Source organism: Ruegeria sp. CK3, assembly GCF_056536565.1.
Window position 1 is genome coordinate 115,238 of the sequence record NZ_JBQFPV010000008.1, and the last position, 24,761, is coordinate 139,998.

A 24,761-nucleotide genomic window follows, 5' to 3' on the forward strand; every position below is an offset into this window, starting at 1 on the left:
AGTGCGTCAGGCGAAACCTTTGGCCGATGAGCTTAGGCCGCCTTGTCCAGTTCAAAGGCATCATGCAGTGCCTGAACAGCAAGTTCCATGTATTTCCTGTCGACAAGGACGGAAATTTTGATCTCGGAGGTTGTAATGACCTTGATGTTGATCCCCTCATCCGAGAGAACCTTGAACATCTTGGCCGCAACACCCGATTGCGAGCGCATGCCGATGCCCACAACCGAAACCTTGCAGACGTCTTCGTCGGCCACCAGCTCGGCATAGTTCAGCTCACCCGCATCCTTGATCGCCAGCAGCGCTTTTTCGGCGCGCGCAACCTGATCGGTTGGGCACGAGAAGGTCATATCCGTGCGCCCCTCATCCGAGATGTTCTGGACGATCATATCCACATTCACGCCCTCATCGCTGAGCGCGGTGAAGATGATCGAGGCGATGCCGGGGCGGTCGGCCACGGAAACGACGGTCATCTTGGCTTCGTCACGGGAATAGGCCACACCGGCCACAACATTGGATTCCATGATATCCTCCTCGTCGCAGACCAGCGTACCGGCCTCGTCGGATTGTTCTTCGAAACTTGAAAGAACGCGCAGTTTCACCTTATAGCGCATCGCCAGCTCGACCGAGCGGGTTTGCAGCACTTTCGCGCCTAGCGACGCCAGTTCGAGCATTTCCTCGAACGAAATCCGATCCAGCTTGCGTGCCTTTTCGCAGATACGCGGGTCGGTCGTGTAGACGCCATCGACATCAGTGTAGATATCACAGCGCTCGGCCTCGAACGCGGCAGCAAAGGCCACAGCAGTCGTGTCCGAACCGCCACGGCCCAGCGTCGTGATCCGGCCTTCGGGGCTGATGCCCTGGAAACCGGCAACCACGGCCACTCTCATGCCTTCGCCGAACTTCTGGTTCAGGTTTTCGGTCGGAATTTCCTCGATCCGGGCCGTGGAATGCGCTCCATTGGTCAGCAGCGGCACTTGCCAGCCCTGCCAGCTGCGCGCCGGAATTTCCATCTCCTGCAACGTCAGCGCCATCAGACCCGCAGTGACGTTTTCGCCAGACGACACCACAGCATCATACTCGCGGGCGTCGAACAGCGGCGAGGTCTCGTTCACCCACCCCACCAATTCGTTGGTTTTGCCGGACATTGCCGAGACGATGACAATGACGTCATAGCCCTTTGCCACCTCAACGCCGATGCGTTTCGCCGCGCGGCGGATGCGGTCAAGATTGGCAACCGATGTGCCACCGAATTTCATCACGAGTACGGGCATGGGGGCAAGTGTCTCCGCGCCTTGGATTTAAAGTCCCGAGCCTCATATGCGAGGGGGACACCAAGAGCAAGGGGCGCTGCATAACAGATATTGCGTCAAGGGGCCGCTTTACTTTCCGAAAACGCAATGTCAGCCTAGCGCTAAAGCAATTCCAAGAGGTTATTCATGCTTCGTTTCGCAACCGTCCTTGCCGTGATCGCATCCCCAGCCCTGTCCCAGCAGGCCAGCGTGGCTGGCACCGATGGACAGAACGCGCTGGGTACGGTTCCCTGCGCCGGCAGAGCCGGAGATCCGCTGCAAAGCTGCAATGCCGAACTGCGCCGCCGCGATGATGGCACCGCAACATTGGCCGTAATGTTGCCCGGCGGTGATGTTCGCAGAATTTACTTCACCGATGGCATTCCGGATTCCAGCAGCTCGCCCTCACCGATCAACCATGAAGTTCGGGGCGATATCATGGTGATCTTCATCGAACCCGGTGAGGTCTATGAACTGCCCAAGGCCGCGCTGAGCACTCAGTAAGCGTGGGGTTTGCCATCATAGGTTTCAAAACAACCTGTGTTGTCCAGCGACAGCGCGTCGAAACGCTTCATCAGGCCAGCGACGGCCTGATCCACATGGATGTCCGCCGCTGAGCCACCCATGTCGGTCTTCACCCAACCGGGGTGATAAATGCCCACTGCAATCCCATCCGCCTTTAAGTCGGCCGCCAGATTACGCCCCAAATTCAACGCCGCCGCCTTGGAGGCGCGGTAGATGTAGCTGCCGCCCGGCGCGCGGGTGTGCGAGGCCATCTGAGACGACATGATCGCAATTTGCCCCCCTGCCGCGCGCAGATTGGGCAGCAAAGATTGAACGGTCAGGAAAACGCCGGTGACATTGGCCGCAAAACTCTGCGCCCACATCTCGGCGGGGTAGTCATCAATGCCGTGACCTTTGTCCAAATAAACGCCGGCATTGCAAATCAACAGGTCGACCGGCTGCCCTTTTAGCTGGTCCACCATCGCCGCTTGCTGCGCCGGATCGGCTACGTCCAACTGAATCTCGGCGCTGCCATCCCGCGCAGTTCCCGTAACCTTACGACCCTGCGCGCGATACCGCTCCGCCAGAGCCCATCCAATTCCCCGATTGGCTCCGGTAATCACGATATGCATGGGTCAGTTTGTCTTTCTGCTGGGAATAAAAGGAAGTGGCGCAACCGGTACCCCGTCTTCGATCAGGGATTTCGCCTCATCCGGTTTCACTTCGCCATAGATCGAGCGCTCGGGTGCCTCGCCCAGATGCATCTTGCGCGCCTCCGAGGCGAAGTCATGGCCCACATAGTCCGAGTTTTCTTCGACCTTGCGGCGCAGTTCGGCCAAGACACGTTCAACTTCAGTAGGGTTGCTGGTCACGTTGATATCATCCGACGACGGTTTTGGCATTTGCGCCGTCTTCTGGGCATCCCGCGCAGGCCGGACACGCGGAGTCATGATTGCCTTTTCAACATGCGCACATCCACATACCGCGCATGTCACCATGCCCGAGGCTGCCAGCTTGTCGTAGGCTTCGGCAGATTGGAACCAGCTGTCGAAACTATGGCCCTTGCTGCACTTCAACGCGTATTGAATCATGGTCCTTCCAGAATGTCGGTTGGCGAATAGATACCGACCGAAACTCCAATATCAAGTCTCTCAGTATTAAGTTTAGTGTATCCGGGGCGCGAATTTGCGCAAAACAGCGGCAAGATCGGGCGAGTTGACTTTCGATGCGGCCTTTTGAAGCGTACACCATTTGCGTTTCCGCTGCCCTGTCTCGGGAAACTGATTCTGAACCTGATCCACATGCAGCGGGTAAACGTCCACCACGCAAAGAACCGGTCCACGCTTGGTGCAGGTTTTGGCCATCGAGAACTGGCCAAGCTTGACCGGCACACATGTGCCAATCACACCCGCCTCTTCCCACGCCTCCTGAGCCGCGGTTTCCGAGGCGCTTAACCCATCAATCAGCCACCCTTTCGGGATGATCCAGCGCTGCGCCCTACGGGAGGTGATCAACAGAACCTCAGGACGACCCCGCGCCAGCCGATAGCACAACGCGGCTGCCTGAGGCAGGACCGGTACCTGCCCCACATCGAGGCCTAGACTGGACGCCCGAGAAACTTTCATCGCGCCGCACTCACTTTCGCATCAGATCAGTGCCTATATACCGCGTCTTCTGTTAAGCTTTTATATCGCGGCCTGTTAAACTTAGTATACCACATGATGCGGCAGCGACCAAATTTAACCGCTACATACGCGCGCTGAGCCTGCGAACCAGAACATCGTGCGAGATATCCGCGTCCATCGCCAACCGGCGCAAACCAAAGTGAACATGGGCGATCTGCTGGTAGTAGCGGGTGTAGATGTAGTTCGTCCCGCCCCCGGCAAGCGCCCCCAGAACCGGTACGGATTGCGCCGCCAGTTTCTGACCCAACACAACCGAGAGCTTTGGCGCCACAGCCGCAATCAGTTTGTGCATGGCAGGACCTGTCAGCGTGAGGCGCACGGAAAAGAACCCCAGATCCGCTCCGTCATCGTGTGACAACGGACCCGCTGCCGCCAACACCCGAACACAGTCGAATTTCACGTTTTCTTCAGCCGGATCAAAGCCTTCGCGCGCTGCCGCGCCCTGGATTGAGCGCAACAGCATGGCCGTGGTCGCTGGCAGCTCAACCAAAGCGGTAGACACGCCACCCAATCCGCCCGCAGCGCCCATCGCCGTTGTCACGGCAGTGTTCACCCAAGGGGCCTGATCGGGCACGATCTGCCGCGAACCTTGTGCCGCCTGCATCGCCATCCAAAGGGCTTGTTCGGTCGCTCCGGTCAAGCCGTCGCGCAGGGGTTCGGGCAGTTGGTCCAGCAGGGATTCCGCCGACCCGCCCAAAGCGTTGAGCAGTTTGACACCCGCCCCACCGGCCGAGCGGTAGTGTTTCGCCAAGCGATCCAATTCCGCATCCGCGTCGACACTGTCGATCAGTATAACATCCTGCATCCGAACCCTCCGTTCCTTGAAAGATCGGTATTTCGGCGCGGTGTTTCAATAGCTCAGCGCGTCCAGCGGGTTACGGCTCCGGTAATATTGTCCCACTTTCCGGGGCTCAGAGCCATGCCCAAAACACGCTCTGGGTTGGTTGGCGGCGGCATCTCAACCCCCGTCAACGGCGTGAACCCAAAACGGGCGTAATAGGGCGCGTCGCCGACCAGCATGACCCGGTCCCACCCCTTTTCCCGCCCCGTTTCAACGCCGGAATGGATGAGGTAGCCGCCAAGCCCCTCGCCCTGATGCGTGGGGTGAACTGCAACAGGACCCAATAGCAAGGCGTCATGATCGCCAACATGAACAGGCCAGAACCGGATCGCTCCGGCCAGTATTCCTTGCCCGTCACGCGCAACCAAAGACAAACCCGCCACCGGAGGTACATCATCGCGCAAACGGTAAGAGGAAAGCGCCTCGCGCCCCGGCGCAAAGCACAGATCATAGAGGGCTTCGACCTCCCACCAATCCTGCGGCTCTTCCGGCCTGATCGCGAATTGCTGCACGCCTGCCCTCTTTTCCTAGCTGGCAATCGCCCTAGCACTTCGTTACGCCTTGGGCAAACGCTTGGAGACCATATGTTCTATCGCCCCGAAGACGGCCACGGCCTGCCGCACAATCCGTTCAACGCCATCATCACCCCGCGCCCCATCGGATGGATTTCGTCGCGCGACGCAAATGGGATCAACAACCTGGCCCCCTACTCATTCTTCAACGGGGTTGCCTACACCCCGCCACAGGTGATGTTTGCCACAACCGGAACCAAGCACGACCAGGACGGCGGCAAGGACAGCATCGCCAATATTGAGGCAACGGGCGTATTCTGCGTGAACATCGTAGCCTTTGCCCACCGGGATGCGATGAACGCCAGTTCAGCCGGACTGCCAAAGGAAACCGACGAATTTGCCCATGCCGGCCTGACGGCGGTCGAGTGCGAAACCATCGCTTGCTCACGCGTTGCAGATGCGCCTGCTGCGCTGGAGTGCAAGCTGACCGAGATCACGACCCTACCCGGTGAGGCAAACCGCGTTGTCTTTGGCGAAGTGACCGGGGTCCATCTGCGTGACGATTGCCTGAAGGATGGCAAATTCGACGTGACAACCTTCCAGCCTTTGGCGCGGCTTGGCTACCGAGACTATGCAGTTGTCACCGAGTTGTTCTCATTGAATAGGCCTGATGATTGAGGCCTGTCCTTAGGGGGCGCTGCCCCCACCGCCCTGCGGGCGACTCCCCCGAGATATTTCTAGCCAGATGAAGCAGAGGGATCCTTCATTCATCTGGCCAAAGAATACCTCGGAGCGCGAGGCAGAGCCTCGCAAATGATTCAGTGGCCGCCCAGGATGCCGGTACGGACCGAATAGTCCACGGCTAAGCCGTAATCCGGGTCATCGTCGCTATCGACCATCAAGTGGCCCGCTTTGTTCAGCAGCTTGTGGCAGTCGTGGCTAAGATGGCGCAGCATCACACGTTTGCCCGCAGCCTCGTATTTTGCAGCGACGTTTTCGATGGCCTGCAGGGCGGATTGATCGACCACGCGGCTTTCGGCGAAATCCACAATGACCACGTCGGGATCGTTCGGAACGTCGAACAGTTCGACAAATCCGTCTGACGAGCCAAAGAACAACGGCCCCTGAATTTCATAGACTTTCGCGCCCTTTTCCGTCTCAGAGTCGCGGGTGACAGCATGGATACGTTTGGCGTTGTTCCAGGCGTAGGCCAGGGCCGAAACGATCACGCCGACGACAACCGCAACCGCAAGGTCTTCCATCACAGTAACGACAGTCACCAGAACAATCACGAAGGCGTCCATCAAAGGCACCTTGCGCATGATCTTAAATGAGTTCCAGGCGAAGGTCCCGATCACTACCATGAACATTACGCCAACCAACGCAGCCAGCGGGATTTGCTCGATCAGCGGCGAGGCGAACAAGATGAAGATCAGAAGGAACAGGGCAGCCGCGATACCCGCGATTCGGGTGCGGCCGCCGGACTTCACGTTGATCATCGACTGACCGATCATGGCGCAGCCACCCATGCCTCCGAAGAAGCCGGTGGCGACGTTCGCGACACCCTGCGCGATGCATTCCTGCGAGGCACCACCGCGTTTGTTCGTGATCTCGCCCACAAGGTTCAGAGTCAGCAGCGATTCAATCAGGCCAATTGCGGCCAGAATGACCGCATAGGGCAGGATGATCTCAAGCGTTTCAAAGTTCAGCGGCACCATCGGGATGTGGAAGGCAGGCAAGCCCCCCTCGATCGAGGCCAGATCACCGACACGCGGCACATCCAGACCAAAGCCGATCACCAGCGCTGCAACGACCAGAATACCCGCCAGAGGGGCCGGAATGATACGCGTGATCCGCGGCATGACCCAAATAACCGCCATGGTCAGCGCGACGAGGCCCAACATGGTATAGAGCTGTACGCCCGAGAGCCACTCGCCCCCGCTCATCCCGTGGCCGGTGTTTTCCATGGTTCCGGGGACTTTGAACTGGCCCATCTGCGCCAGGAAGATAACAATCGCCAGTCCGTTCACAAACCCCAGCATCACCGGATGCGGTACAAGGCGAATGAAACGCCCCCAATGCATCGCACCAGCTATTACTTGCAGAATGCCCATCAAAACCACGGTTGCGAACAAGTACTCGACCCCGTGCTGCGCGACCAGAGCCACCATCACGACCGCCAGCGCGCCCGTCGCGCCCGAAATCATGCCGGGGCGGCCTCCGATCAACGCGGTGATCAGGCCGACCATGAAGGCCGCGTAGAGACCGACCAGAGGATGCACGCCCGCGACAAAGGCAAAGGCCACAGCCTCGGGCACCAGCGCCAGGGCAACGGTCAAACCTGACAGCAGCTCAATCCGCAGGCGCGATACGGTCAGACCCTCATCAGGCACCCAACGGAGATCGGGCTTGGCAATACGGTTGGCAAAGCTTGCCAGCATGGCTCGGGGCATGGGACGGTCCTGTGGGTCTTTGTGTTCGCGCGAAAGGGGGCCTTTTACCTGTCAAAGCACCCAAGAGATACCGCGCTCAGCGGGACCCTGATATGCGTCAATCGCATAGCTTAACAACACAACTCGCGACGAAATGGTGCAAATGGCTGAGACCACTTGCCAATTTCGCCTGTGACCCGCAGAGTTTGCCCGCATGAATCGAGCAGCGGAGACCCAACGTGACCCAAACAAAAATTGCCGTCATCGGCGGATCAGGCATTTACGACATCGACGGGCTGGAAAATGCAGAGTGGGTCCGGGTTGATACGCCTTGGGGGGCGCCCTCCGATCAGGTTCTGACCGGATCATTGGATGGTGTCGATATGGTGTTCCTACCCCGCCATGGGCGCGGACACATCCATTCACCGACCGAAGTGCCCTATCGCGCCAATATCGACGCTCTGAAGCGGCTGGGGGTGACGGACGTGATCTCGGTCTCGGCCTGTGGGTCGTTCCGCGAGCATATGGCACCGGGTGATTTCGTGATTGTGGATCAGTTCATCGACCGCACATTTGCACGCGAGAAAAGCTTTTTCGGAACCGGCTGCGTGGCCCATGTCAGCTTGGCGCATCCGACCTGCCCGCGCTTGTCGAATGCCTGCGAAGAGGCCGGATTGGCCGCTGGCATCACCGTGCATCACGGCGGCACCTATCTGGCGATGGAGGGGCCGCAGTTTTCGACCCTGGCCGAGTCCAAGATGTACCGCGAACAGTGGGGCTGCGATGTGATCGGCATGACCAATATGCCTGAGGCGAAACTCGCCCGCGAGGCCGAGCTTTGCTATGCCTCGGTCGCGATGGTCACCGACTATGACAGCTGGCACCCCGATCATGGCGAGGTCGACGTGACCTCGATTATCGCAACCCTGACTGGGAACGCCGAAAAGGGCCGGGCTTTGGTCAAAGGGCTGCCAGGCTTGCTGGGCCCGATCCGCACGCCCTGCCCGCATGGGTGTGACCGGGCTCTGGACCACGCGATCCTGACGGCCCCGGAAAATCGTGACCTGACCGTTCTGGCAAAATTGGACGCGGTGGCGGGCAGGGTTCTGTAGCCTTACAGTTGGGGTAGATTGTCTTGCACCGTCTGCCACAAGCCATGCGTCCAGAGATCATTGTGGGTGCCACCGTCAATCATGAACAACTGCGCCGCGCCTCCGGCGGAAAGCGCTGTTGCGTGATGCGGCGGGACCACGACGTCCTCGGTGCCGTGGAAGATCAGTGTCGGCACCTCTATCTGGCCGACTATGTCGCGGGTGGCGAACTTGTCGTGCATGAGAAGTGAGACGGGCAGCCAAGGATAGCGCTCGGCCGCGACATCAACGGTTGCGGTAAACGGTGCCTCCAAAACCAGCAGCTCCGCGTCGGGGCGCTGCGCGGCAACAGCCGCTGCGACGCCGGTTCCAAGGCTCTGACCGTGGAGCACAACGGGTTGGCCCTGCGCACTTAGTTGGTCATAGAGGGCCAGACCGTCAGCGACGAAAGCGGCCTCGGATGGGGTGCCATCGCTGCCGGGGAACCCGCGATAACTTGGCGCGAGCAGACCGAAGCCGCTGTTCAGTATTTCGCGCAGCCGGTCGGCGCGATCCCCAAGATTGCCGCTTTGCCCGTGGAAAAACAGAACGGTCGGCGCACCCTCAGCCACTGCAGGCGCGGACCAGACCGCCAGGTCGGTGCCATCCGGCATGGGCAGCGACAGGACCTCGACATCCGCCAAACCGACCGCGCTGGGTTCAGGCAACATGCCGGATGGTTTGAACAGCATATCGCGCTGATTCACATACATATAAACCACGGCCAACACATAGAGCACCGCGATCACCGCGATCAGCACAAACGCGCCTTTTCTCAGCCGCGCTGTGTTGTCGTGCGTCATTTTCTGAGTCTGCTCCATCGGGGCCTCCGTTCATCCGTCTTATCAGTCTGGGCATCGATGCGCGGGATTCAAGAGAGATGTATCAGGCTTAATCCGACCTTTAGAATTTCTTGGCGAGGCTGAAACCGCTTGACGCCTGCCCAGTGTGAGGGCTTGCTGCGAGGCGAACAGGAACAGGATAACCCATGTCTTTAGAACTCTGGCTGGCTTTCGTGGCCACATCGACCGCGTTGCTGCTGATCCCCGGACCGACCGTGCTGCTGGTTCTCAGCTATGCGCTATCAAAAGGGCGCAGCGTGGCGGTTGCCTCGGCCACCGGGGTTGCCGTTGGTGATCTTGTCGCGATGACAGCGTCTCTGCTGGGTTTGGGCGCTTTAGTTCTGGCCTCTGCCACGTTGTTTTCTGTGTTGAAGTGGATCGGGGCCGCCTATCTGGTCTGGTTGGGCATCAAACTGTTGCGCAGCGCGCCATCGGGTGGGTTGAACCCGGTTGAAACAGGGCGTGATGTTACCGCTCGCGGGGTTTTCGGACATGCGGCAGCAGTTACCGCCCTGAACCCGAAATCAATCGCATTTTTCATCGCCTTCGTCCCGCAGTTCCTGCGCCCAGCCGAACCCCTGGGCCCTCAATTCGCGATCCTGATTGCGACCTTCGTGGGCCTCGCCTGGCTGAACGCGCTGGCTTACGCGCTTCTGGCCGATCGACTGCGGCTCATGATCGGGCGCGCTGGCGTGATCAACGCAATGACACGGTTCGGAGGGCTGGCTCTGATCGGAATGGGCGTTGCGACGGCTGTTCTACGGCGGCCCGCCTAGTCGTCTGCGTTTTCTTTCATGAACCCGCGGATAAAGCGGCGGATTTCGCGTGCAGCTGACGTGTCCAGCTCTTTGCACAATTCGACAAAGGCATCACGTTCGTCCTTGTCCAGACGCAACACCAACTGACTGTTTTTCTTGGTAGAACCCTTACCGTCTTTCTTCGCCACGCGCCTTAATCCCGCAAACTACTTGATTCTCTCCGCGATGCAATGTATATACATAGCATATAGGATGTAGATATCGGGCACCTAACAACAAAAAAAGGATTTTGGCAATGAACCTTCATGCGGCTCAAGCATTTCTTTTGAGAGACCAGCGCAATTGGCGCAAACCTCACCTGTCGTGGCTGCCCGCCACGCTGTACCGGTACTTCGGGTTATCAAAGGCCGTTCCGAACCGGCGCAGATAGGAGCAGGCGGCATTCTATCCTTGCAAGGTTGACGCCAATGGGCCAAACACCCCGCGTGTTCTGATGCCAAAGGGGTGCCACATGTCCAGAAACAACTCGGTCAAGGATTACATCCGAACCATCGTCGATTTCCCTCATGAAGGGATCATGTTTCGCGACGTCACCACCCTGTTTGCCGATCCTCGCGGATTTCGCATGGCCATCGACCAGATGCTGCACCCCTATGCGGGCGAGCGGATCGATAAGGTCGTCGGGCTTGAAGCGCGCGGTTTTATTCTGGGCGGCGCTATTGCACACCAGTTGAGCGTCGGTTTTGTTCCCATCCGCAAAAAGGGCAAGCTGCCCGGCACCACGATCAGCCAAGACTACAAGTTGGAATATGGCGAGGCGATCGTCGAGATCCACGATGACGCCATCCAAGCCGGCGAAAAGGTCTTGGTCGTCGATGACCTGCTGGCAACTGGCGGCACCGCTGGCGCTGGCATCAAACTGATCGAACGGTTGGGGGGCGAGATCATCTCTTGCGCGTTTATTGTGGACCTCCCGGAACTGGGCGGGCGCAAAGTGCTTGAGGATATGGGCATGGATGTTCATGTCCTATGTGAATTCGAAGGCCTGTGAGCCGAAAAAACTCACATATTATTGTATTGAAATTTGAAACAGCGTTGGCTTAGCGCTGTTTCGCGACTGTTCAAGGCAATTCTTTGCGCAAAACGCGTGATCCGTATGCGCAGATCGCCGTATCCCGATTGATGCTGCTTGAAGCATTTCTAATTTGGGAGACCACAAAATGTTCCGCAAACTTGCAGTCGCTAGCGTCGCAACGATCCTGTTGGGCACATCCGCAATGGCAGACGGTCATGGCAAAGACATCGTCGATACCGCCGTCTCAGCCGGTAGCTTTGAAACTCTCGTCGCCGCCGTTCAGGCCGCCGAACTGGTTGACACGCTGAAAGGCGAAGGTCCGTTCACCGTGTTCGCCCCTACGGATGAAGCGTTCGCAGCTCTGCCTGAAGGCACAGTGGCCGACCTGCTGAAGCCCGAAAACAAAGACCAGTTGGTCGCCGTGCTGACCTACCATGTGGTGCCGGGCAAAGTGATGTCGGGCGATCTGTCTGACGACATGACCGCAGCCACGGTACAGGGCGGCGATATCACGATTGATCTGGACTCTGGCGTGATGGTGAATGACGCCAACGTTGTTCAGGCCGATATCGAGACATCAAACGGCGTGATCCACGTGATCGACAAAGTCATTCTGCCCGCGTCGTAAAGCAATCAGACACGGTCCGGACTGCTCGGGCCGTGTCTACGCCTTCAGGATCGCTCCGGGATTCATAATTCCTTTTGGGTCCAACGCAGCCTTGATCCCTCGCATTGCCTGAAGTTTGACGGGATCGCCATAGCGCTCCAGATCATCTACTTTCAACCGCCCCACCCCGTGTTCCGCGCTGACCGAGCCGTCAAACGCGTGAACCAGATCGTGAATCGCGCTCTTCACCGCTTTGCGCTGATCCTCAAAGGCATCGCGGCTGTGGCCCTTGGGCGGGAAGACGTTGTAGTGAAGGTTGCCATCGCCCAAATGCCCGAAACAGTTGATACGGAACGGACTTAACGCGCCGATCACCTCGGCACCTTGCCGAATGAATTCGGGGATGGTCGAGATCGGGACAGATATATCATGGCTCGAAACGGACCCGATCAGGCGGTTGGCCTCAGGGATACGCTCACGAACAGCCCACAGCGCGCGGCGCTGCGCCTCGCTCTGGGCAATCACGCCATCTTTGACAAGGCCCCGAGGCTCCGCAGCGGCGAATATTGCCTCCAAACGCTCAGACGCGGTCTGCCCGGCTGCCAATCCAAGTTCGATCAGTACGCTCCAATCGGGCGGAGTATCGAATGGCTGGCGCACATCGGGCAACACCTCGGTCAGGAAATCCAACCCCTGCCGGTGGATCAGTTCAAACGAACTGACCGTCTCGCCCACCAAATCGCGCGTAAGGGCCAGCAGGTCGATCGCGGCCTCGGGCGAGGTCACCTGAAACATCGCCGTTCCAACCTCAGCCGGACGTGGAAACAGCTTCAGCGAAGCTGCGGTGATAATCCCAAGGGTCCCCTCGGACCCGATCAACAGATTGCGCAGATCATAGCCCGTGTTGTCTTTTCTCAACCGGCTCAGGCCATGCCAAATTTCACCGCTGGGCAACACCGCCTCAAGCCCAAGGCACAGATCACGCGCATTGCCATATCGCAGCACATTGACGCCCCCGGCATTGGTCGCCAGATTGCCACCGATCCGACACGATCCCTGCGCGGCCAGAGACAGGGGAAACAGCCTTTCCGCCGCCTCTGCTGCGGCATGCACGTCCTCAAGAACGGCCCCGGCCTCGGCAATCAACACGTTTTCAGTTGGATAAACCGCGCGAATGGCGGTCATACGCTCCAGCGAGATCAACAAAGGTGCCGGACCAGAGGTCATGACCTGACCGCCGACCAAGCCCGTGCCGCCGCCATAGGGCACAACCGGCACGCGCACATCCGAGGCAAGCCGTACTAGCGCCGCCACGTCCTGCGCGTTACGCGGCAGGGCTAACAGCCCAATTTCGCCCGCAAATCGGTTGCGCGGCTCTTCCAGGTAACGTTCAGAAACCGGACGCAACACATCATCGCCCAATTCAGCGCGAATGGCGTCAGCAAGCTTGGCATCTGCGGGGTTCAAATCCATACGCCTTCCTTGCCCAACATGCGCGCGACCGGCAAGCCTTATTCTAGATCGATCAGATATTGCGGCTCTAGCACGACAACTGTGGGCCGATCCGGCAAACTGCGCAGCGAGACGGTCAGCTCTGACACACCTTCGCGTACAACCGGGAAGTCATTGCGAATATCGACGAGAAAGCGATCCAGCGAGAAACCGGAGAACCAATGCATGGGAATAATCACCGAGCTTTTCAGCCGCTTGAGAACTGAGATCATCTCGGGCAGCGGCATGGTCGTCCCGCCATCCACGGCTGCCATCACAACATCCAGACGCCCCAAAGCAGCAAACTGTTCGTCCGAGGGCACGTGATGCAAATGCCCCAAGTGACCGATGCACAGCCCTTCAACCTCGAACACGAAAATCGAGTTCCCCTTCTCCTCGACCCCACCATAGGACGACCGGATATCGGTCGAGACATTGCGCACCAGCATCTCGCCCAGATCCAGATGATGGTCGATCCCCTGCCCGAACTCACCCCACCCTGGCAGCACATGGGGAATGGCCGGGTCCGGATGCGCCGTCCAATGCGTACTGTGTGCGTGGTTCATCGTCACGACATCGGGGATCAGATCAGCGCTGCCGATGAACCCGGTGAAATCCGTGACCGCGTTCAGCCCACCCGCAGTCTGGATTAGAAAGGACGCATGCGCGACATAGCTGATCCGCACCGAAAACTCCGGCACCGGGTCCTGCCACGCGGCTTTTTGCAGATATTCAATCCCAGGTGCTGCGTCGGCGATGGCAATGCAATGGCTCGGCCGCCGCTCCTGCGCAGCAGCCGCACCCGAGAGAAATATCAATACAGCCACAATCCAGCGCATAGAGGGGAGTGTAGCGCATCACACCGCCAAGTCATGCCCCTTGTTCATCTGGCCAAAAATATCCCGGGGGAGGCGCGGCTTGCCGTGACGGGGGCAGAGCCCCTTAGCCTGCGTCCGTCCTGCCCCGCCGGTCCGACCGCAAGCTGGCGTAAAGAACATGCGTCCGCCACCGCCCGTTGATCTGCAGATATGACTGCGCCACGCCTTCGTACTTAAAACCCGAGCTTTCCAGCAGCCCGCGAGAGGGTTTGTTTTCAGGCAAGCAGGCCGCCTCAATCCGGCTGAGGTCCAGACGGGTGAACGCGTGATGAACGACTGCGCCGATGGCCTCGCGCATATAGCCGTTGCGCGCAAAACTCTGACCAGTCCAATAGCCCAGCGTTCCAGCCTGCGCAGGGCCGCGGCGGATGTTGTCCAGCGTGATTGCCCCCACCAGCACGTCGTCTGAACGGCGGAACAGAAACAACGGTATTGCGGTTCCGCTAGCGACTGAGCGCTGCGCCCAGTAGACCCGGTTGGTGAAAGACTTGCGGCTTAAATGATCCTGCGCCCAGATCGGCTCCCAAGGGGTAAGGTACTCCTCTGAGGCGCGGCGCAGAGCGGCCCATTCGTTGAAGTCGGAATGCACAGGCGGGCGCAGCCTCAGCCGCGCGGTTTCAAGTTTCAGCTTGCGCCTGCCCAACAGCATCACGCCACACGCCTCTCCTGCAAATCTGCCAGCGTTGGCGCGCCCGAAACCGGACCGTATAGCGCCAAAGCGGCCGGGGCCTGAACGGCCATACGTTCGGCGAAGGCCCGGACATCCTCGGTACTGACCGCATCAATTTTGGCGACGGCATCCTCAAGTGAAGGTACCCGTCCCCAGATCTGCACCAGACGCGCCAAACGCTCAGCCCGGTTTGAGGGGCTTTCCAGACCCATCAGCATCCCGGCTTTCATCTGCGCACGAGCACGAGCGACCTCTTCTTCGCTCATGTCTTCGGCAGCGCGCTTCATCTCGTCTATCGTGATGGTTGCAAGCTCGGCGACCTGATCGGCAGACGTACCCGCGTAAATCGTGGTTGTCCCGGTATCCGCGTAGGCCCCAGTCTGCGCGAAGATCGTGTAGCAGAGCCCGCGCGACTCGCGCACCTCCTGGAACAAGCGCGAGGACATGCCGCCGCCCAACGCTGTCGAATAGATCTGAGCGGTATAGATCTCATCGTCGCGATAACCGGGGCTTTCCAGCGCCAGAGCAAAATGCGCCTGCTCCAGATCTTTTTCTTGCCGCGCCTCACCGCCAGTGAAGCGGGCAGCTTCCGGGATCAGGCCCTTGCGCGGTTGCAAGTGGCCAAACATCTCTTCGGCCATTTTCATCAGCGCGTCGTGATCCACAGCACCCGCCGCAGACAGGATCATTTGCTCAGGGCCATAATGCTCAGCCACGAAGCCGGAAAGATCCTCTCGCGAGAAGGAACTCACCCGCTCGGTCGGCCCAAGAATGGTGCGGCCGAGTGGCTGATCGTGATAGCTTTGTTCCTGCAGCCAGTCGAAAATCACATCGTCGGGCGTATCGTAAGCCTGCCCGATTTCCTGCAGGATCACGCCACGTTCAACCTCAATCTCGCGCGGATCAAAAACCGGGTTCAGAACGATGTCGCCGATCACATCCATCGCCAGCGCCACGTCGTCTTTCAGGACGCGCGCGTAATAGGCCGTCACCTCGCGCGAGGTATAGGCGTTGATATAGCCACCCACATCCTCGATCGCCTCTGCGATTTGCAGCGAAGAACGCCGCTCGGTTCCCTTGAACGCCATATGCTCAAGGAAATGCGCGATCCCGTTCTGTTCGATCCGCTCATGCCGCCCGCCGGCGGTCACCCAGATGCCGATGGCTGCCGATTGCAGCCCCGGCATATGTTCACTGATGATACGAAAGCCGTTCTTCAGCTGGTCTTGTCTGACTGTCACTCAGCGATATGCCTTCTGATATGATCCTCAAGGGCACCCAGATCATTGGCAATCCGCGTCACCCGTTCCGGACGTTCATACAGATCAGACATGCGGGATGGAAGAGGAGGATGTTCCCCGCTCGCCTTCTCGACCGCTGCCGGGAATTTCGCCGGGTGTGCGGTGGCCAGAGTGATCATCGGCACATCCACCGCGCGGTGATCCTCGGCCACTTTGATGCCGATGGCCGAATGCGGGCAGACCAGCTCGGCGCTGTGGGCCAGAGTGTGTTTGATCGTCTCAAGCGTCTCATCCTCGGACACGCGGCCCGAATCAAAGCTCTCGCGCAGGGCCTCCATCGCGCCTTGGCTGACGTTGAAGCCGCCGGATTTCAGCTCATCCATCAACTGAGCGACCGCGCTGCCATCCTCGCCATAGGCATAGTACAGGGCGCGTTCGAAGTTTGAGCTGACCTGAATGTCCATCGACGGGCTGATCGAGGGGATGGTCTCGCCTTTGAAATAGCCCTCACCCGATAGACAGCGGTGCAGAATGTCGTTCTGGTTGGTCGCCACGACCAAACGGTCGATCGGCAAACCCATACGTTTGGCCAGATAGCCTGCGAAGATGTCCCCGAAATTGCCGGTGGGCACGGTGAAGCTGACTTTGCGATGCGGCGCGCCAAGGCTGACAGCCGCCGAGAAGTAGTACACGATCTGCGCCAGAACGCGGGCAAAGTTGATCGAGTTTACGCCCGCCAATTTGACCTCATCCCGGAAGTCGAAATCGTTGAACATATCCTTCAGTGCGGCCTGACAATCGTCAAAGTCACCATCCACGGCGAGCGCATGGACATTGCTGTCCGCTGGCGTCGTCATCTGGCGGCGCTGCACCTCGGACACCCGTCCATGCGGATAGAGGATGAACACATCCACCGCATCCAGCCCCCGGAATGCCTCAATCGCGGCCGAGCCGGTATCGCCACTGGTCGCGCCAACGATGGTCACGCGGTCATTGCGGCGTTTCAGGGCCACCTGGAATAGCTGGCCGATCAACTGCATGGCGAAGTCCTTGAAGGCCAGAGTGGGCCCGTGGAACAGTTCCAACAGGAAGTGGTTTTCGTTCAATTGCTTCAAAGGCGCGCGGGCGTCGTGGCCGAAGACTTCATAGGCGCGGGCGATGATCTGTTTGAACTCATCCTCTGCGAAGGACCCGCTAACATAGGGCCACATCACGCGGAACGCGATCTCCTCGTAGGAAAGCCCGGCCATGGCGGCGATCTCATCATGGCTGAGCGTTGGGATTTCTGCGGGTAGGTACAAGCCACCGTCACGGGCCAGTCCAGTCAGCATCGCCTCTTCAAAGCTCAGTTCAGGCGCTTGGTCACGGGTCGAGATGTATTTCATTGCGAGTCACTCTCAGAAGGGGCGCGATTGCGCCACAGGAAGTATCCGGTCATCGCGGCCCAGACGAGGGCCAGTCCAAACCATGTGATTGCATATTGCAGGTGGTCATTGGGAATTCCGGCCGAGTCGACCGGCAGCGGCGTCACGCCCGGATCGGTCTGAGACCGGGCGATCAGCAGAATCGGCTCAGCCCCCAGCGCGGCAGCCAGATTGGGCACGTCGCGGGCGAACCAGATGTTGCTGTCGATATCGGCCTCAGGCGTATAGCTGTCGATCTCATCGGGCCAATGCAGGTTGCCTGTCACCTCCATCGGGCCGGTCGAACGGTCGGTCTGTTTGGCCGTTGTGGGGACAAACCCCCGGTCCACCAGAATGGTGCGATCTTGGGTGCTGAACGACTGGATGATGCGATACCCGGCTCCGACCTGCTTAACCGAGACCAGAACGTGGATCTCACCCGGCTCCATATCACCCGAAATCGTCACGGGCAGGTATTTGTCTTCATCCTCTGACACCTGTTGCGGCAGCGGAACTGGTTCGGCGGCGATGCGGCTGTCAATCTCGGACAGGATCTCTTGCTTCCACGCCAGACGCTGGACCTGCCACGTACCAAGCCACAGCAAGACGCCCAAACCGGCGAGACTGAAGATCAGCAGAAACAGAGTGCGGCGCATGGCAGGACTATCGCTCGTTGCAGGAACCGGCGTCTTGTTAAGGGGGGCAAGCACGGGAATGCAACCACGCAATTGTATGGGGCGCAATCTTGCCCTCGAAAATGCGAAAAAGCCGCCCCTAAGAGCGGCTTTTGCAGTTCAAAAACCAGTGTCGCTTAGAACAGCGGCGCCTGTCCCCAGATGTAGACTGCGAAGAACAGGAACAGCCAGACCACGTCGACGAAGTGCCAATACCATGCTGCCGCCTCGAAACCGACGTGTTTCTCGGGGGTGAAGTCCCCTTTCAGCGCACGGATCAGACAGACTGTCAGGAAAATCGTACCGATGACCACATGGAAGCCGTGGAAACCGGTTGCCATGAAGAAGTTCGAGTAAAACTGGTCACCGCCAAACTGCCAGTCCTCATGAGCGAGCAGTTCGTAATATTCAAACGCCTGAAGCGCCGTGAACAGGATACCCAGCACGATACCGATGGCCAGACCGTTGATCAGCGCCTTGCGGTCGTTGTCGTGAACCAGAGCATGGTGCGCCCAAGTGATCGCACAGCCGGATAGCAGCAGGACCAGGGTGTTGATCAGCGGCAGGTGGAACGGATCAACCGCGTGGATATCCGGCTGGATGTATTCGGTGCCGGCATAGTCGTACATCGGGTACATGCGATGTTTGAAGAACGACCAGAACCAGGCGAAGAAGAACATCACCTCGGACATCACAAACAGGATGAAGCCATAGCGCAGGCCGATGCGCACAACCGGCGTGTGGTCGCCCTGACGGCTTTCCACGACAACTTCGGACCACCAGGCGAACATGGTGTAAAGCACGGCAACGAGACCGGCCCAGAACAACCACGGCGTCACACCGTGCATCCAAAGGACGGCTCCGAACAGCATCACAAAGCCACCGACAGCGCCGATCAGCGGCCAGATCGACGGGGCCAGAATGTGATAATCATGGTTTTTTGCGTGTGCCATCAGCGTCCCTCACCTAAAGGCGTTAGTTCGTGTTTGTGTCTTCCTGCGTTTCAAGGGCGGCATAGCCCTCGGGCAGGTCAATTTCGTAGAATGTATACGACAGAGTAATCGTATGCACATATTTCGCTTCGAGGTCTTCGACCATTTCCGGATCAACAAAGAAGCTGACCGGCATCTCTACCCGCTCACCGGGTTGCAGAACCTGCTCTTCAAAGCAGAAACAGGCAATCTTCTGGAAATACCCACCTGCCGAGTACGGCGCGACGTTGTAGGACGCCTGTCCGGCAATCGGGCGATCGGTCGGGTTGTAGGCCTCGTAAAAGGCCAGCCCGGTTTCACCGATGCGAACCTCCATCTCGCGTTCGACTGGTTTGAACTCCCACGCCATGTCCTTGGCTTTGGACGCGTCGAAACGGACCGTCACTTTGCGGTCGAGGATATCATCAGGCGCGGCTTCGGCGACGCCGGTGGTGCCCCCGAACCCGGTGACACGACAGAACCAGTCGTAAAACGGCACAGCCGCCCAGGCGAGGCTACCCATCAGGACAACAACACCCACGGTTTGCACAACAGTTTTCTGAGGACCGGACAGAGCCATCAGTTTTGCACCTCCTGCACGGGTTGTCCCAGGCTGGTGCCCGAGACCTTGACGATTGTGAGGCCGAAGATGATCACGATGAAGGCCGCAAGTGTCAGGCCAACACCCAGATTTCGGCTGAAACGACGTTCGTGAATTTCGTGGCTTTTGCGCAGGCTCATCACCACCCTCCCAAGCCGTAGGGTTTCAGCAGTGCCTCAACCAGAATCGCGCCAAAATGAAGGAACAGGTACAGCAGAGACAACTTGAAAAAGCTCCGCTCGACCTTGAAATTGTCTGCTTCCGCGTCGTCTTCGGTACGGCGCGAGATCTGCCATGCGCCGCGCAGGAACAGGGCGTTCAGAACCAAGGCCACCGCCAGATAGATCGGTCCACCGATGTCTGAGAACGCGGTGCCAACGGCCAAAACAGCCAGAAGGCCGGTGTAAACGAGAATATGCTTACGGGTCGCGCGACGACCATGGGTCACGGTCAACATGGGCACGCCCGCATCGTCATAGTCCGAGCGCATGAATAGCGCCAGCGCCCAAAAATGCGGAGGCGTCCACATGAAAGTCAGAGCGAACATCAACCATGGCTCAAGCGTCATCGACCCGGTTGCGGCAACCCAGCCGATCACCGGAGGGAACGCCCCTGCCGCGCCGCCAATCACGATGTTCTGCGGCGTCGAGCGCTTCAGCCACATCGTGTAGACCACAACGTAGAAGAAAATGGTGAAACCCAGAAACGCGCCGGCGAACCAATTGGTCGCAAGGCCCAGCATGATAACCGACAGGCCGGACAGCGCCAAACCCAGCGACAGCGCCTCGCCTTCCTGTACCTTACCAGCGGGAATCGGGCGGCCTTTGGTCCGCGTCATAACCCGGTCGATATCCGCATCCCACCACATGTTCAGTGCGCCTGACGCGCCGCCACCGATGGCGATGAACAGGATCGCGCAGAAGCCCACGAAAGGATGCACCGACACCGGAGCGGCCAGCAAACCGACCAGAGCCGTAAACACGACCAGAGACATCACGCGCGGCTTCAGCAGGGCGAAATAATCGCCAAAGCTGGCCTCATCCGCGTATGCCTTGGCGGTCGATGTGCTGGCATTGATGCTTGCGTCGGTCATCTCGGGTCCTTTTGGGGCGAAAGCTGCGCGGTTTCGCGCGCAGCTAACGAGTATTCTAAGGCGCGAACGCCCAGTCTACGCTCAGTTCGAGGCCACCTGGAAGTTCTGCGGCGTGCCCGCATATTCTTCGATCGCGCCATTCAGCCACTGTTCGTAGGCCTCTTCGCTGACCACTTTTACGGTGATCGGCATATACGCGTGGTCCTTACCGCAAAGCTCGGAGCACTGGCCGAAATAGACGCCCTCTTTATCAGCTTCGAACCACAGCTCGGCCAGACGACCGGGAACGCCGTCCTGCTTCACACCGAAGGACGGGATCGTCCACGAATGGATCACGTCAGATGCGGTAACCTGCATCACGATGACCTTGCCGACCGGAACCACAACGGCGGTATCGGTGGCCAGCAGCCATTCGTCGTCGCTATAGCCCGCATCAGCCAGTTTGGCGCGCATGGCGTCATCCAGAACGAAGGGGGTCACATCCGCGTCTGCAGGGCGTGCGCCTTCATCCAGCGTGGCGGGGTGGCCAAGCAGGTAGCTGTCGAATGCGAAATCGTGATCAACATATTCGTAGGTCCAGTACCACTGGTTGCCGACCACTTTGATAACCACGTCACCTTCGGGGATTTCCTGCTGCTTGAACAGAACCGGCAAAGAGAAAGCGCCGATGAACACCAGAATCAGGATCGGACCCAAAGTCCACGCGATTTCAACCGGGGTATAGTGCGAGAACCGCGCCGGTGTCGGGTTGGCGCGTTGATTGTAGCGCACGATGCAGTAAACCAGCAGCGCAGCAACAAACAGGCAGATCACGGTGATGATCACCAGAATCATCGCGTCCAGCCTGTGAATCCCGTCTGCAAGGCTGGTCGCTGCGGGTTGAAAGCCCATTCCACCGTCAACCGGCTTGCCAATTATCTCAAGCTCCTGAGCCATGGCGGGAAGGCTGGAGAGGGCCGTAGCAAGCCCGGAAAGCATCAAAGCATTCTTCATGTCTTGTCCTGATCGTTTGATCTTTGCGTCTCTGGCGAAAAGGTATGAATCGGTGAAACCACACCCGTTGTCTTTGGCCGCGTTAAAAACCATATTCCTGCGGGTAGATAAAGCAAAATGCTTGCGTCAAACAGACGCTATTTTTGATCTGGATCAAACCGGAAAGGTCACAACCCATGACTCAGGCCCCGTTTCGCCCTTTTGAAAGCGCTCTTCCGCATGATGAAGCACTCTCCATTTTGCAATCGGCGACCGCCGGGGCCGAGGACGGAGAATTGTTTGTCGAACGGCGGAAATCCGAGTCTCTGGTCTTTGACGATGGTCGGTTGAAGACCGCATCCTACGATGCGTCCGAGGGATTCGGGCTGCGGGCCGTTCAGGGCGAAGTAGCGGGCTATGCACATTCGACAGACGTTTCGATTCCCGCGTTGAAACGCGCGTCCGAGACCGCTCGGCTGGCCGTTGGCGACGGAGGGGGCACCTTGGCCGAGGCCCCTATGGCAACAAACAAACGCCTCTATACCGATGAAGATCCCATCGAAACCGCCAGCTTTCCGGTCAAAGTCGAGACCCTACGCGAGATCGACGCCTTCACGCGTGATCTGGACCCCCGCGTCGTGCAAGTCAGCGCGACCATCGCCGCCGCGGTGCAAGAGGTCGAGATCCTGCGCCCCGACGGTGTGCTGGTGCGCGACGTGCGCCCGATGACTCGGGTCAATGTCTCAGTCATCGTCGATCAGAATGGCCGCCGTGAAAGCGGCTCGGCGGGCGGTGGTGGCCGTGTGGGTCTGAGCGGGCTGATTGATCCCGCCGACTGGCAGAACAAGGCGCGTGAGGCCTTACGGATCGCACTGGTCAACCTCGAAGCTGTCCCTGCCCCTGCCGGAGTGATGGAGGTCGCCTTAGGCCCCGGCTGGCCGGGCATCCTGCTGCACGAGGCCATTGGGCACGGGCTGGAAGGGGATTTCAATCGCAAGGGCAGCTCGGCCTTTGCAGGTCTGATGGGACAGCAAATTGCCTCCAAGGGCGTGACCGTAGTGGACGATGGCACGATTGCTGACCGGCGCGGCTCGATCACTGTGGATGACGAGGGAACGCCAAGCTCTCGGACCGTATTGATCGAGGACGGTATCCTGACTGGGTACATGCAAGACCGCCAGAACGCACGCCTGATGGGCGTCGCCCCTACCGGCAATGGACGACGGCAAAGCTACGCGCACAAACCGATGCCGCGCATGACCAATACGGTGATGCTGGGCGGCGATTCCGACCCAGCCGCTCTGGTTGCTGATATCAAGGACGGTATCTGGGCCGTGGGTTTCGGTGGCGGTCAGGTCGACATCACCAACGGTAAATTCGTCTTTTCCTGTACCGAGGCCTACCGGGTCGAAAACGGCAAGATCGGCGCTCCGGTCAAAGGCGCGACGCTGATCGGGGATGGACCCTCTGCGCTAAACCGCATCCGAGGACTGGGCAACGACATGGCGCTGGATCCGGGAATGGGAACCTGCGGCAAGGATGGTCAATGGGTGCCCGTGGGTGTTGGCCAACCGACAGTTCTGATGGACGGACTGACCGTCGGAGGCTCTGCTGCCTGAGTCGGAATCACCTGAAGTTGGAAAGGCACAGGGTTAACGCTGCGCCTTTTTGCCAGAGGGGCCGAGGTCAATTGGAAATTCAACCCACGCATCTTAGTGAGGCTTTTGTTTATATAGTTCATATAGTTAGCGGCGTTCCCCAAGGAACTCACTAAGAAAATTGCATCTAATTTTCGACGATTTACAGGCTGTTAACCCCGACACCCGTAAACCAGTTCTGCAATCAGGCGGAGCATCGGATGACCGAGGAGCAGCATTCTTCCAATCACCCCCCACTCCCACCCACCACGGAAGAGGATCGGTTTTCGTGGCTCCGCCTATTGCGCTCACGCAAGGTTGGTCCGGCGACGTTTCGTCGGCTGCTAAGCGAACATGGCTCAGCGCAGAACGCGCTGGCCGCGCTGCATGAAATGGCACGCGCTGCCGGAATAAAAGGGTATGAAATCTGCCCCCCCGGCGTGATTGAGGCGGAACTCAAGGCCGCACAAGCCGCCAAAGCGCGGCTTGTGTGCCTTGGGTCCACAGATTTTCCAAAAGCTTTGCAGGATGTATCTGACGCGCCGCCGCTTCTATGGGCGGTTGGCGATCTTTCCATGCTGCAAAAACCCGCAATCGCGATGGTGGGCGCGCGTAATTGTTCCTCACTTGGCGCGCGCATGGCCCGTGGTCTGGCGAAAGAACTCGGGGATCTCGGTCATGTTATTGTCTCTGGTCTTGCCCGAGGGATCGACACTTCGTCCCACCTGGCCTCGCTTGACACCGGCACTATCGCCGTGATGGCCGGAGGGGTCGATGTCATCTACCCTGCCGAAAACACGGATCTGGCGCTTAAGATCGGCGAGGCCGGTCTGCGCCTGTCAGAGCAACCTATGGGAATGACGCCACAAGCCCGCAACTTTCCGCGCCGCAACCGGATCATTTCAGGATTGGCGCAAGCGGTCGTGGTGGTTGAGGCCGCGGCTAAGTCAGGCAGCCTGATCACTGCAAGGGACGCGCTGGACCAAGGGCGCGAGGTCCTCGCCGTTCCCGGCCATCCGTTCGATGCACGGGCCTCTGGCTGCAATTTGTTGATTCGGGACGGCGCGACCTTGATCCGGTCTGCGGAAGATGTGATCGAAGCCCTGCCCAAGGGAGAAAACCGCGCCCAAACGCGCGATGAGCCCCCTGCTCCGCCCACACCGACACCCGCTGCTGCGCTACACGATCAAATCCTGCAACGACTCGGCCCTTCCCCCATCGCTGAAGACCAACTGCTGCGCGATATTGCGGCTTCGGCCGGTGATCTTGGACCCGCTTTGGTAGATCTGGAACTTGAGGGCCGAATCCAGCGTCAACCCGGTGGGCTTTTGTCGCTAGCAAGCTGAAATGGACGTATCGCAACGCGGCACCCCTATTAGGCTTCGCCTGCCCCAAAGGCATATAGGGCGCTGAAATCTAGGGATTTTTCACGCTGCAAAAGGAACGCATTGACAT

28 protein-coding genes are annotated in these 24,761 nt (G+C 59.0%); 8 read left to right on the forward strand and 20 right to left on the reverse strand.

Annotated elements, in window-relative coordinates; translation table 11 throughout:
• Window positions 1-32: 32 nt before the first annotated feature.
• Window positions 33-1,271 (reverse strand): aspartate kinase, encoded by a 1,239-nt coding sequence (locus ACR0C3_RS13330; RefSeq protein ID WP_480758877.1) that lies wholly within the window; start codon window positions 1,269-1,271, stop codon window positions 33-35.
• Between the two features lie 165 nt (window positions 1,272-1,436).
• Here ACR0C3_RS13330 and ACR0C3_RS13335 point away from each other — a divergent pair, with 165 nt between their 5' ends.
• Window positions 1,437-1,793 (forward strand): hypothetical protein, encoded by a 357-nt coding sequence (locus ACR0C3_RS13335; RefSeq protein WP_170640361.1) that lies wholly within the window; start codon window positions 1,437-1,439, stop codon window positions 1,791-1,793.
• On the opposite strand, the gene ACR0C3_RS13340 is transcribed toward ACR0C3_RS13335, so the two are convergent.
• The 5 genes from ACR0C3_RS13340 to ACR0C3_RS13360 form a co-directional block, all read right to left on the reverse strand.
• Entirely contained in the window at window positions 1,787-2,425 is a 639-nt protein-coding gene (locus ACR0C3_RS13340; protein ID WP_480758878.1) for an SDR family NAD(P)-dependent oxidoreductase, read from the reverse strand. The genes ACR0C3_RS13335 and ACR0C3_RS13340 overlap by 7 nt on opposite strands.
• Window positions 2,426-2,428: 3 nt before the next feature.
• Entirely contained in the window at window positions 2,429-2,884 is a 456-nt protein-coding gene (locus ACR0C3_RS13345; protein ID WP_480758880.1) for a DUF1178 family protein, read from the reverse strand.
• A gap of 72 nt (window positions 2,885-2,956) precedes the next feature.
• The gene (locus tag ACR0C3_RS13350; protein ID WP_480758881.1) at window positions 2,957-3,418 is read right to left on the reverse strand and encodes an NUDIX hydrolase; all 462 of its coding nucleotides are present in this window, start codon (window positions 3,416-3,418) and stop codon (window positions 2,957-2,959) included.
• Window positions 3,419-3,539: 121 nt separating this feature from the next.
• Window positions 3,540-4,283 carry an EcsC family protein gene (locus ACR0C3_RS13355; RefSeq protein ID WP_480758882.1) on the reverse strand — a complete coding sequence of 248 codons (744 nt, stop codon included), beginning with the start codon at window positions 4,281-4,283 and terminating at the stop codon, window positions 3,540-3,542.
• 53 nt (window positions 4,284-4,336) lie between these two features.
• Entirely contained in the window at window positions 4,337-4,831 is a 495-nt protein-coding gene (locus ACR0C3_RS13360; RefSeq protein WP_480525268.1) for a GNAT family N-acetyltransferase, read from the reverse strand.
• Between the two features lie 72 nt (window positions 4,832-4,903).
• On the opposite strand from ACR0C3_RS13360, the gene ACR0C3_RS13365 reads away from it, so the two are divergent.
• On the forward strand, window positions 4,904-5,509 hold the full coding sequence (locus ACR0C3_RS13365; RefSeq protein WP_170377900.1) for a flavin reductase family protein: 606 nt from the start codon (window positions 4,904-4,906) through the stop codon (window positions 5,507-5,509).
• A 140-nt stretch (window positions 5,510-5,649) separates the two neighbouring features.
• Here ACR0C3_RS13365 and ACR0C3_RS13370 read toward each other — a convergent pair whose 3' ends face one another.
• Complete coding sequence (locus ACR0C3_RS13370; RefSeq protein WP_170377898.1) at window positions 5,650-7,284, reverse strand: SulP family inorganic anion transporter; 1,635 nt, start codon at window positions 7,282-7,284, stop codon at window positions 5,650-5,652.
• A 218-nt stretch (window positions 7,285-7,502) separates the two neighbouring features.
• Here ACR0C3_RS13370 and ACR0C3_RS13375 point away from each other — a divergent pair, with 218 nt between their 5' ends.
• Window positions 7,503-8,375, forward strand: a complete 873-nt coding sequence (locus ACR0C3_RS13375) for an S-methyl-5'-thioadenosine phosphorylase (protein ID WP_480758884.1) — start codon at window positions 7,503-7,505, stop codon at window positions 8,373-8,375.
• A gap of 2 nt (window positions 8,376-8,377) precedes the next feature.
• Here ACR0C3_RS13375 and ACR0C3_RS13380 read toward each other — a convergent pair whose 3' ends face one another.
• On the reverse strand, window positions 8,378-9,214 hold the full coding sequence (locus ACR0C3_RS13380) for an alpha/beta hydrolase (RefSeq protein ID WP_480758885.1): 837 nt from the start codon (window positions 9,212-9,214) through the stop codon (window positions 8,378-8,380).
• A 167-nt stretch (window positions 9,215-9,381) separates the two neighbouring features.
• Between ACR0C3_RS13380 and ACR0C3_RS13385 the strand changes: the two genes are divergently transcribed.
• The gene (locus ACR0C3_RS13385; RefSeq protein WP_480758886.1) at window positions 9,382-10,011 is read left to right on the forward strand and encodes a LysE family translocator; all 630 of its coding nucleotides are present in this window, start codon (window positions 9,382-9,384) and stop codon (window positions 10,009-10,011) included.
• Here the strand turns inward: ACR0C3_RS13385 and ACR0C3_RS13390 are convergent.
• Window positions 10,008-10,181: a hypothetical protein gene (locus ACR0C3_RS13390; RefSeq protein WP_170659968.1), complete on the reverse strand. Its 174-nt coding sequence runs from the start codon at window positions 10,179-10,181 to the stop codon at window positions 10,008-10,010. The two genes, ACR0C3_RS13385 and ACR0C3_RS13390, sit on opposite strands and share 4 nt — an antisense overlap.
• A 323-nt stretch (window positions 10,182-10,504) precedes the next feature.
• On the opposite strand from ACR0C3_RS13390, the gene ACR0C3_RS13395 reads away from it, so the two are divergent.
• Together ACR0C3_RS13395 and ACR0C3_RS13400 are read left to right on the forward strand one after the other, a co-directional pair.
• Window positions 10,505-11,044, forward strand: coding sequence for an adenine phosphoribosyltransferase (locus ACR0C3_RS13395; RefSeq protein ID WP_170477435.1), 540 nt, complete (start codon window positions 10,505-10,507; stop codon window positions 11,042-11,044).
• A 169-nt stretch (window positions 11,045-11,213) separates the two neighbouring features.
• The gene (locus ACR0C3_RS13400) at window positions 11,214-11,696 is read left to right on the forward strand and encodes a fasciclin domain-containing protein (RefSeq protein ID WP_170377886.1); all 483 of its coding nucleotides are present in this window, start codon (window positions 11,214-11,216) and stop codon (window positions 11,694-11,696) included.
• A gap of 36 nt (window positions 11,697-11,732) precedes the next feature.
• Here ACR0C3_RS13400 and ACR0C3_RS13405 read toward each other — a convergent pair whose 3' ends face one another.
• The 11 genes from ACR0C3_RS13405 to coxB all read right to left on the reverse strand — a co-directional run bounded on the left by ACR0C3_RS13405 (window position 11,733) and on the right by coxB (window position 21,690).
• Window positions 11,733-13,148: an FAD-binding oxidoreductase gene (locus tag ACR0C3_RS13405; protein WP_480758888.1), complete on the reverse strand. Its 1,416-nt coding sequence runs from the start codon at window positions 13,146-13,148 to the stop codon at window positions 11,733-11,735.
• 38 nt (window positions 13,149-13,186) lie between these two features.
• Entirely contained in the window at window positions 13,187-14,005 is an 819-nt protein-coding gene (locus ACR0C3_RS13410) for an MBL fold metallo-hydrolase (protein WP_480758889.1), read from the reverse strand.
• 103 nt (window positions 14,006-14,108) lie between these two features.
• Complete coding sequence (locus ACR0C3_RS13415; RefSeq protein ID WP_170378135.1) at window positions 14,109-14,693, reverse strand: GNAT family N-acetyltransferase; 585 nt, start codon at window positions 14,691-14,693, stop codon at window positions 14,109-14,111.
• A complete protein-coding gene (locus tag ACR0C3_RS13420) occupies window positions 14,693-15,955 on the reverse strand; it encodes a M16 family metallopeptidase (RefSeq protein ID WP_480758890.1) in 1,263 nt (420 codons plus the stop codon). The genes ACR0C3_RS13415 and ACR0C3_RS13420 overlap by 1 nt, the downstream gene beginning before the upstream one ends.
• Window positions 15,952-17,340, reverse strand: coding sequence for a threonine synthase (gene thrC, locus ACR0C3_RS13425; protein WP_480758892.1), 1,389 nt, complete (start codon window positions 17,338-17,340; stop codon window positions 15,952-15,954). The genes ACR0C3_RS13420 and thrC overlap by 4 nt, the downstream gene beginning before the upstream one ends.
• The gene (locus tag ACR0C3_RS13430) at window positions 17,337-18,014 is read right to left on the reverse strand and encodes an SURF1 family protein (RefSeq protein WP_480758893.1); all 678 of its coding nucleotides are present in this window, start codon (window positions 18,012-18,014) and stop codon (window positions 17,337-17,339) included. Before ACR0C3_RS13430 ends, thrC begins: the two co-directional genes overlap by 4 nt.
• Window positions 18,015-18,169: 155 nt before the next feature.
• Window positions 18,170-18,985, reverse strand: a complete 816-nt coding sequence (locus ACR0C3_RS13435) for a cytochrome c oxidase subunit 3 (RefSeq protein ID WP_170377876.1) — start codon at window positions 18,983-18,985, stop codon at window positions 18,170-18,172.
• A 22-nt stretch (window positions 18,986-19,007) separates the two neighbouring features.
• Window positions 19,008-19,583, reverse strand: a complete 576-nt coding sequence (locus ACR0C3_RS13440) for a cytochrome c oxidase assembly protein (RefSeq protein ID WP_170377874.1) — start codon at window positions 19,581-19,583, stop codon at window positions 19,008-19,010.
• Window positions 19,583-19,744, reverse strand: coding sequence for a hypothetical protein (locus ACR0C3_RS13445; RefSeq protein ID WP_170377873.1), 162 nt, complete (start codon window positions 19,742-19,744; stop codon window positions 19,583-19,585). Before ACR0C3_RS13445 ends, ACR0C3_RS13440 begins: the two co-directional genes overlap by 1 nt.
• Window positions 19,744-20,697, reverse strand: a complete 954-nt coding sequence (gene cyoE, locus ACR0C3_RS13450; RefSeq protein WP_480758895.1) for a heme o synthase — start codon at window positions 20,695-20,697, stop codon at window positions 19,744-19,746. The genes ACR0C3_RS13445 and cyoE overlap by 1 nt, the downstream gene beginning before the upstream one ends.
• Window positions 20,698-20,778: 81 nt before the next feature.
• Window positions 20,779-21,690 carry a cytochrome c oxidase subunit II gene (coxB, locus tag ACR0C3_RS13455; protein WP_170471948.1) on the reverse strand — a complete coding sequence of 304 codons (912 nt, stop codon included), beginning with the start codon at window positions 21,688-21,690 and terminating at the stop codon, window positions 20,779-20,781.
• 176 nt (window positions 21,691-21,866) lie between these two features.
• Here coxB and tldD point away from each other — a divergent pair, with 176 nt between their 5' ends.
• Window positions 21,867-23,288, forward strand: a complete 1,422-nt coding sequence (gene tldD, locus ACR0C3_RS13460) for a metalloprotease TldD (protein ID WP_480758896.1) — start codon at window positions 21,867-21,869, stop codon at window positions 23,286-23,288.
• A gap of 239 nt (window positions 23,289-23,527) precedes the next feature.
• Window positions 23,528-24,652 carry a DNA-processing protein DprA gene (gene dprA / locus ACR0C3_RS13465; protein ID WP_480758898.1) on the forward strand — a complete coding sequence of 375 codons (1,125 nt, stop codon included), beginning with the start codon at window positions 23,528-23,530 and terminating at the stop codon, window positions 24,650-24,652.
• The last annotated feature ends 109 nt before the right edge of the window (window positions 24,653-24,761 follow it).

Bases quoted from the DNA above. Each gene is read 5' to 3' on its own strand.
- ACR0C3_RS13365 (WP_170377900.1), top strand. From the start codon at position 4,904: ATGTTCTATCGCCCCGAAGACGGCCACGGCCTGCCGCACAATCCGTTC.
- ACR0C3_RS13435 (WP_170377876.1), bottom strand. From the start codon at position 18,985: ATGGCACACGCAAAAAACCATGATTATCACATTCTGGCCCCGTCGATC.
- ACR0C3_RS13400 (WP_170377886.1), top strand. From the start codon at position 11,214: ATGTTCCGCAAACTTGCAGTCGCTAGCGTCGCAACGATCCTGTTGGGC.
- ACR0C3_RS13440 (WP_170377874.1), bottom strand. From the start codon at position 19,583: ATGGCTCTGTCCGGTCCTCAGAAAACTGTTGTGCAAACCGTGGGTGTT.
- ACR0C3_RS13335 (WP_170640361.1), top strand. From the start codon at position 1,437: ATGCTTCGTTTCGCAACCGTCCTTGCCGTGATCGCATCCCCAGCCCTG.
- ACR0C3_RS13445 (WP_170377873.1), bottom strand. From the start codon at position 19,744: ATGAGCCTGCGCAAAAGCCACGAAATTCACGAACGTCGTTTCAGCCGA.
- tldD (WP_480758896.1), top strand. From the start codon at position 21,867: ATGACTCAGGCCCCGTTTCGCCCTTTTGAAAGCGCTCTTCCGCATGAT.
- coxB (WP_170471948.1), bottom strand. From the start codon at position 21,690: ATGAAGAATGCTTTGATGCTTTCCGGGCTTGCTACGGCCCTCTCCAGC.
- dprA (WP_480758898.1), top strand. From the start codon at position 23,528: ATGACCGAGGAGCAGCATTCTTCCAATCACCCCCCACTCCCACCCACC.
- ACR0C3_RS13340 (WP_480758878.1), bottom strand. From the start codon at position 2,425: ATGCATATCGTGATTACCGGAGCCAATCGGGGAATTGGATGGGCTCTG.
- ACR0C3_RS13380 (WP_480758885.1), bottom strand. From the start codon at position 9,214: ATGGAGCAGACTCAGAAAATGACGCACGACAACACAGCGCGGCTGAGA.
- ACR0C3_RS13430 (WP_480758893.1), bottom strand. From the start codon at position 18,014: ATGCGCCGCACTCTGTTTCTGCTGATCTTCAGTCTCGCCGGTTTGGGC.
- ACR0C3_RS13385 (WP_480758886.1), top strand. From the start codon at position 9,382: ATGTCTTTAGAACTCTGGCTGGCTTTCGTGGCCACATCGACCGCGTTG.
- ACR0C3_RS13415 (WP_170378135.1), bottom strand. From the start codon at position 14,693: ATGCTGTTGGGCAGGCGCAAGCTGAAACTTGAAACCGCGCGGCTGAGG.
- ACR0C3_RS13370 (WP_170377898.1), bottom strand. From the start codon at position 7,284: ATGCCCCGAGCCATGCTGGCAAGCTTTGCCAACCGTATTGCCAAGCCC.
- thrC (WP_480758892.1), bottom strand. From the start codon at position 17,340: ATGAAATACATCTCGACCCGTGACCAAGCGCCTGAACTGAGCTTTGAA.
- ACR0C3_RS13350 (WP_480758881.1), bottom strand. From the start codon at position 3,418: ATGAAAGTTTCTCGGGCGTCCAGTCTAGGCCTCGATGTGGGGCAGGTA.
- ACR0C3_RS13345 (WP_480758880.1), bottom strand. From the start codon at position 2,884: ATGATTCAATACGCGTTGAAGTGCAGCAAGGGCCATAGTTTCGACAGC.
- ACR0C3_RS13330 (WP_480758877.1), bottom strand. From the start codon at position 1,271: ATGCCCGTACTCGTGATGAAATTCGGTGGCACATCGGTTGCCAATCTT.
- cyoE (WP_480758895.1), bottom strand. From the start codon at position 20,697: ATGACCGACGCAAGCATCAATGCCAGCACATCGACCGCCAAGGCATAC.
- ACR0C3_RS13355 (WP_480758882.1), bottom strand. From the start codon at position 4,283: ATGCAGGATGTTATACTGATCGACAGTGTCGACGCGGATGCGGAATTG.
- ACR0C3_RS13395 (WP_170477435.1), top strand. From the start codon at position 10,505: ATGTCCAGAAACAACTCGGTCAAGGATTACATCCGAACCATCGTCGAT.
- ACR0C3_RS13405 (WP_480758888.1), bottom strand. From the start codon at position 13,148: ATGGATTTGAACCCCGCAGATGCCAAGCTTGCTGACGCCATTCGCGCT.
- ACR0C3_RS13410 (WP_480758889.1), bottom strand. From the start codon at position 14,005: ATGCGCTGGATTGTGGCTGTATTGATATTTCTCTCGGGTGCGGCTGCT.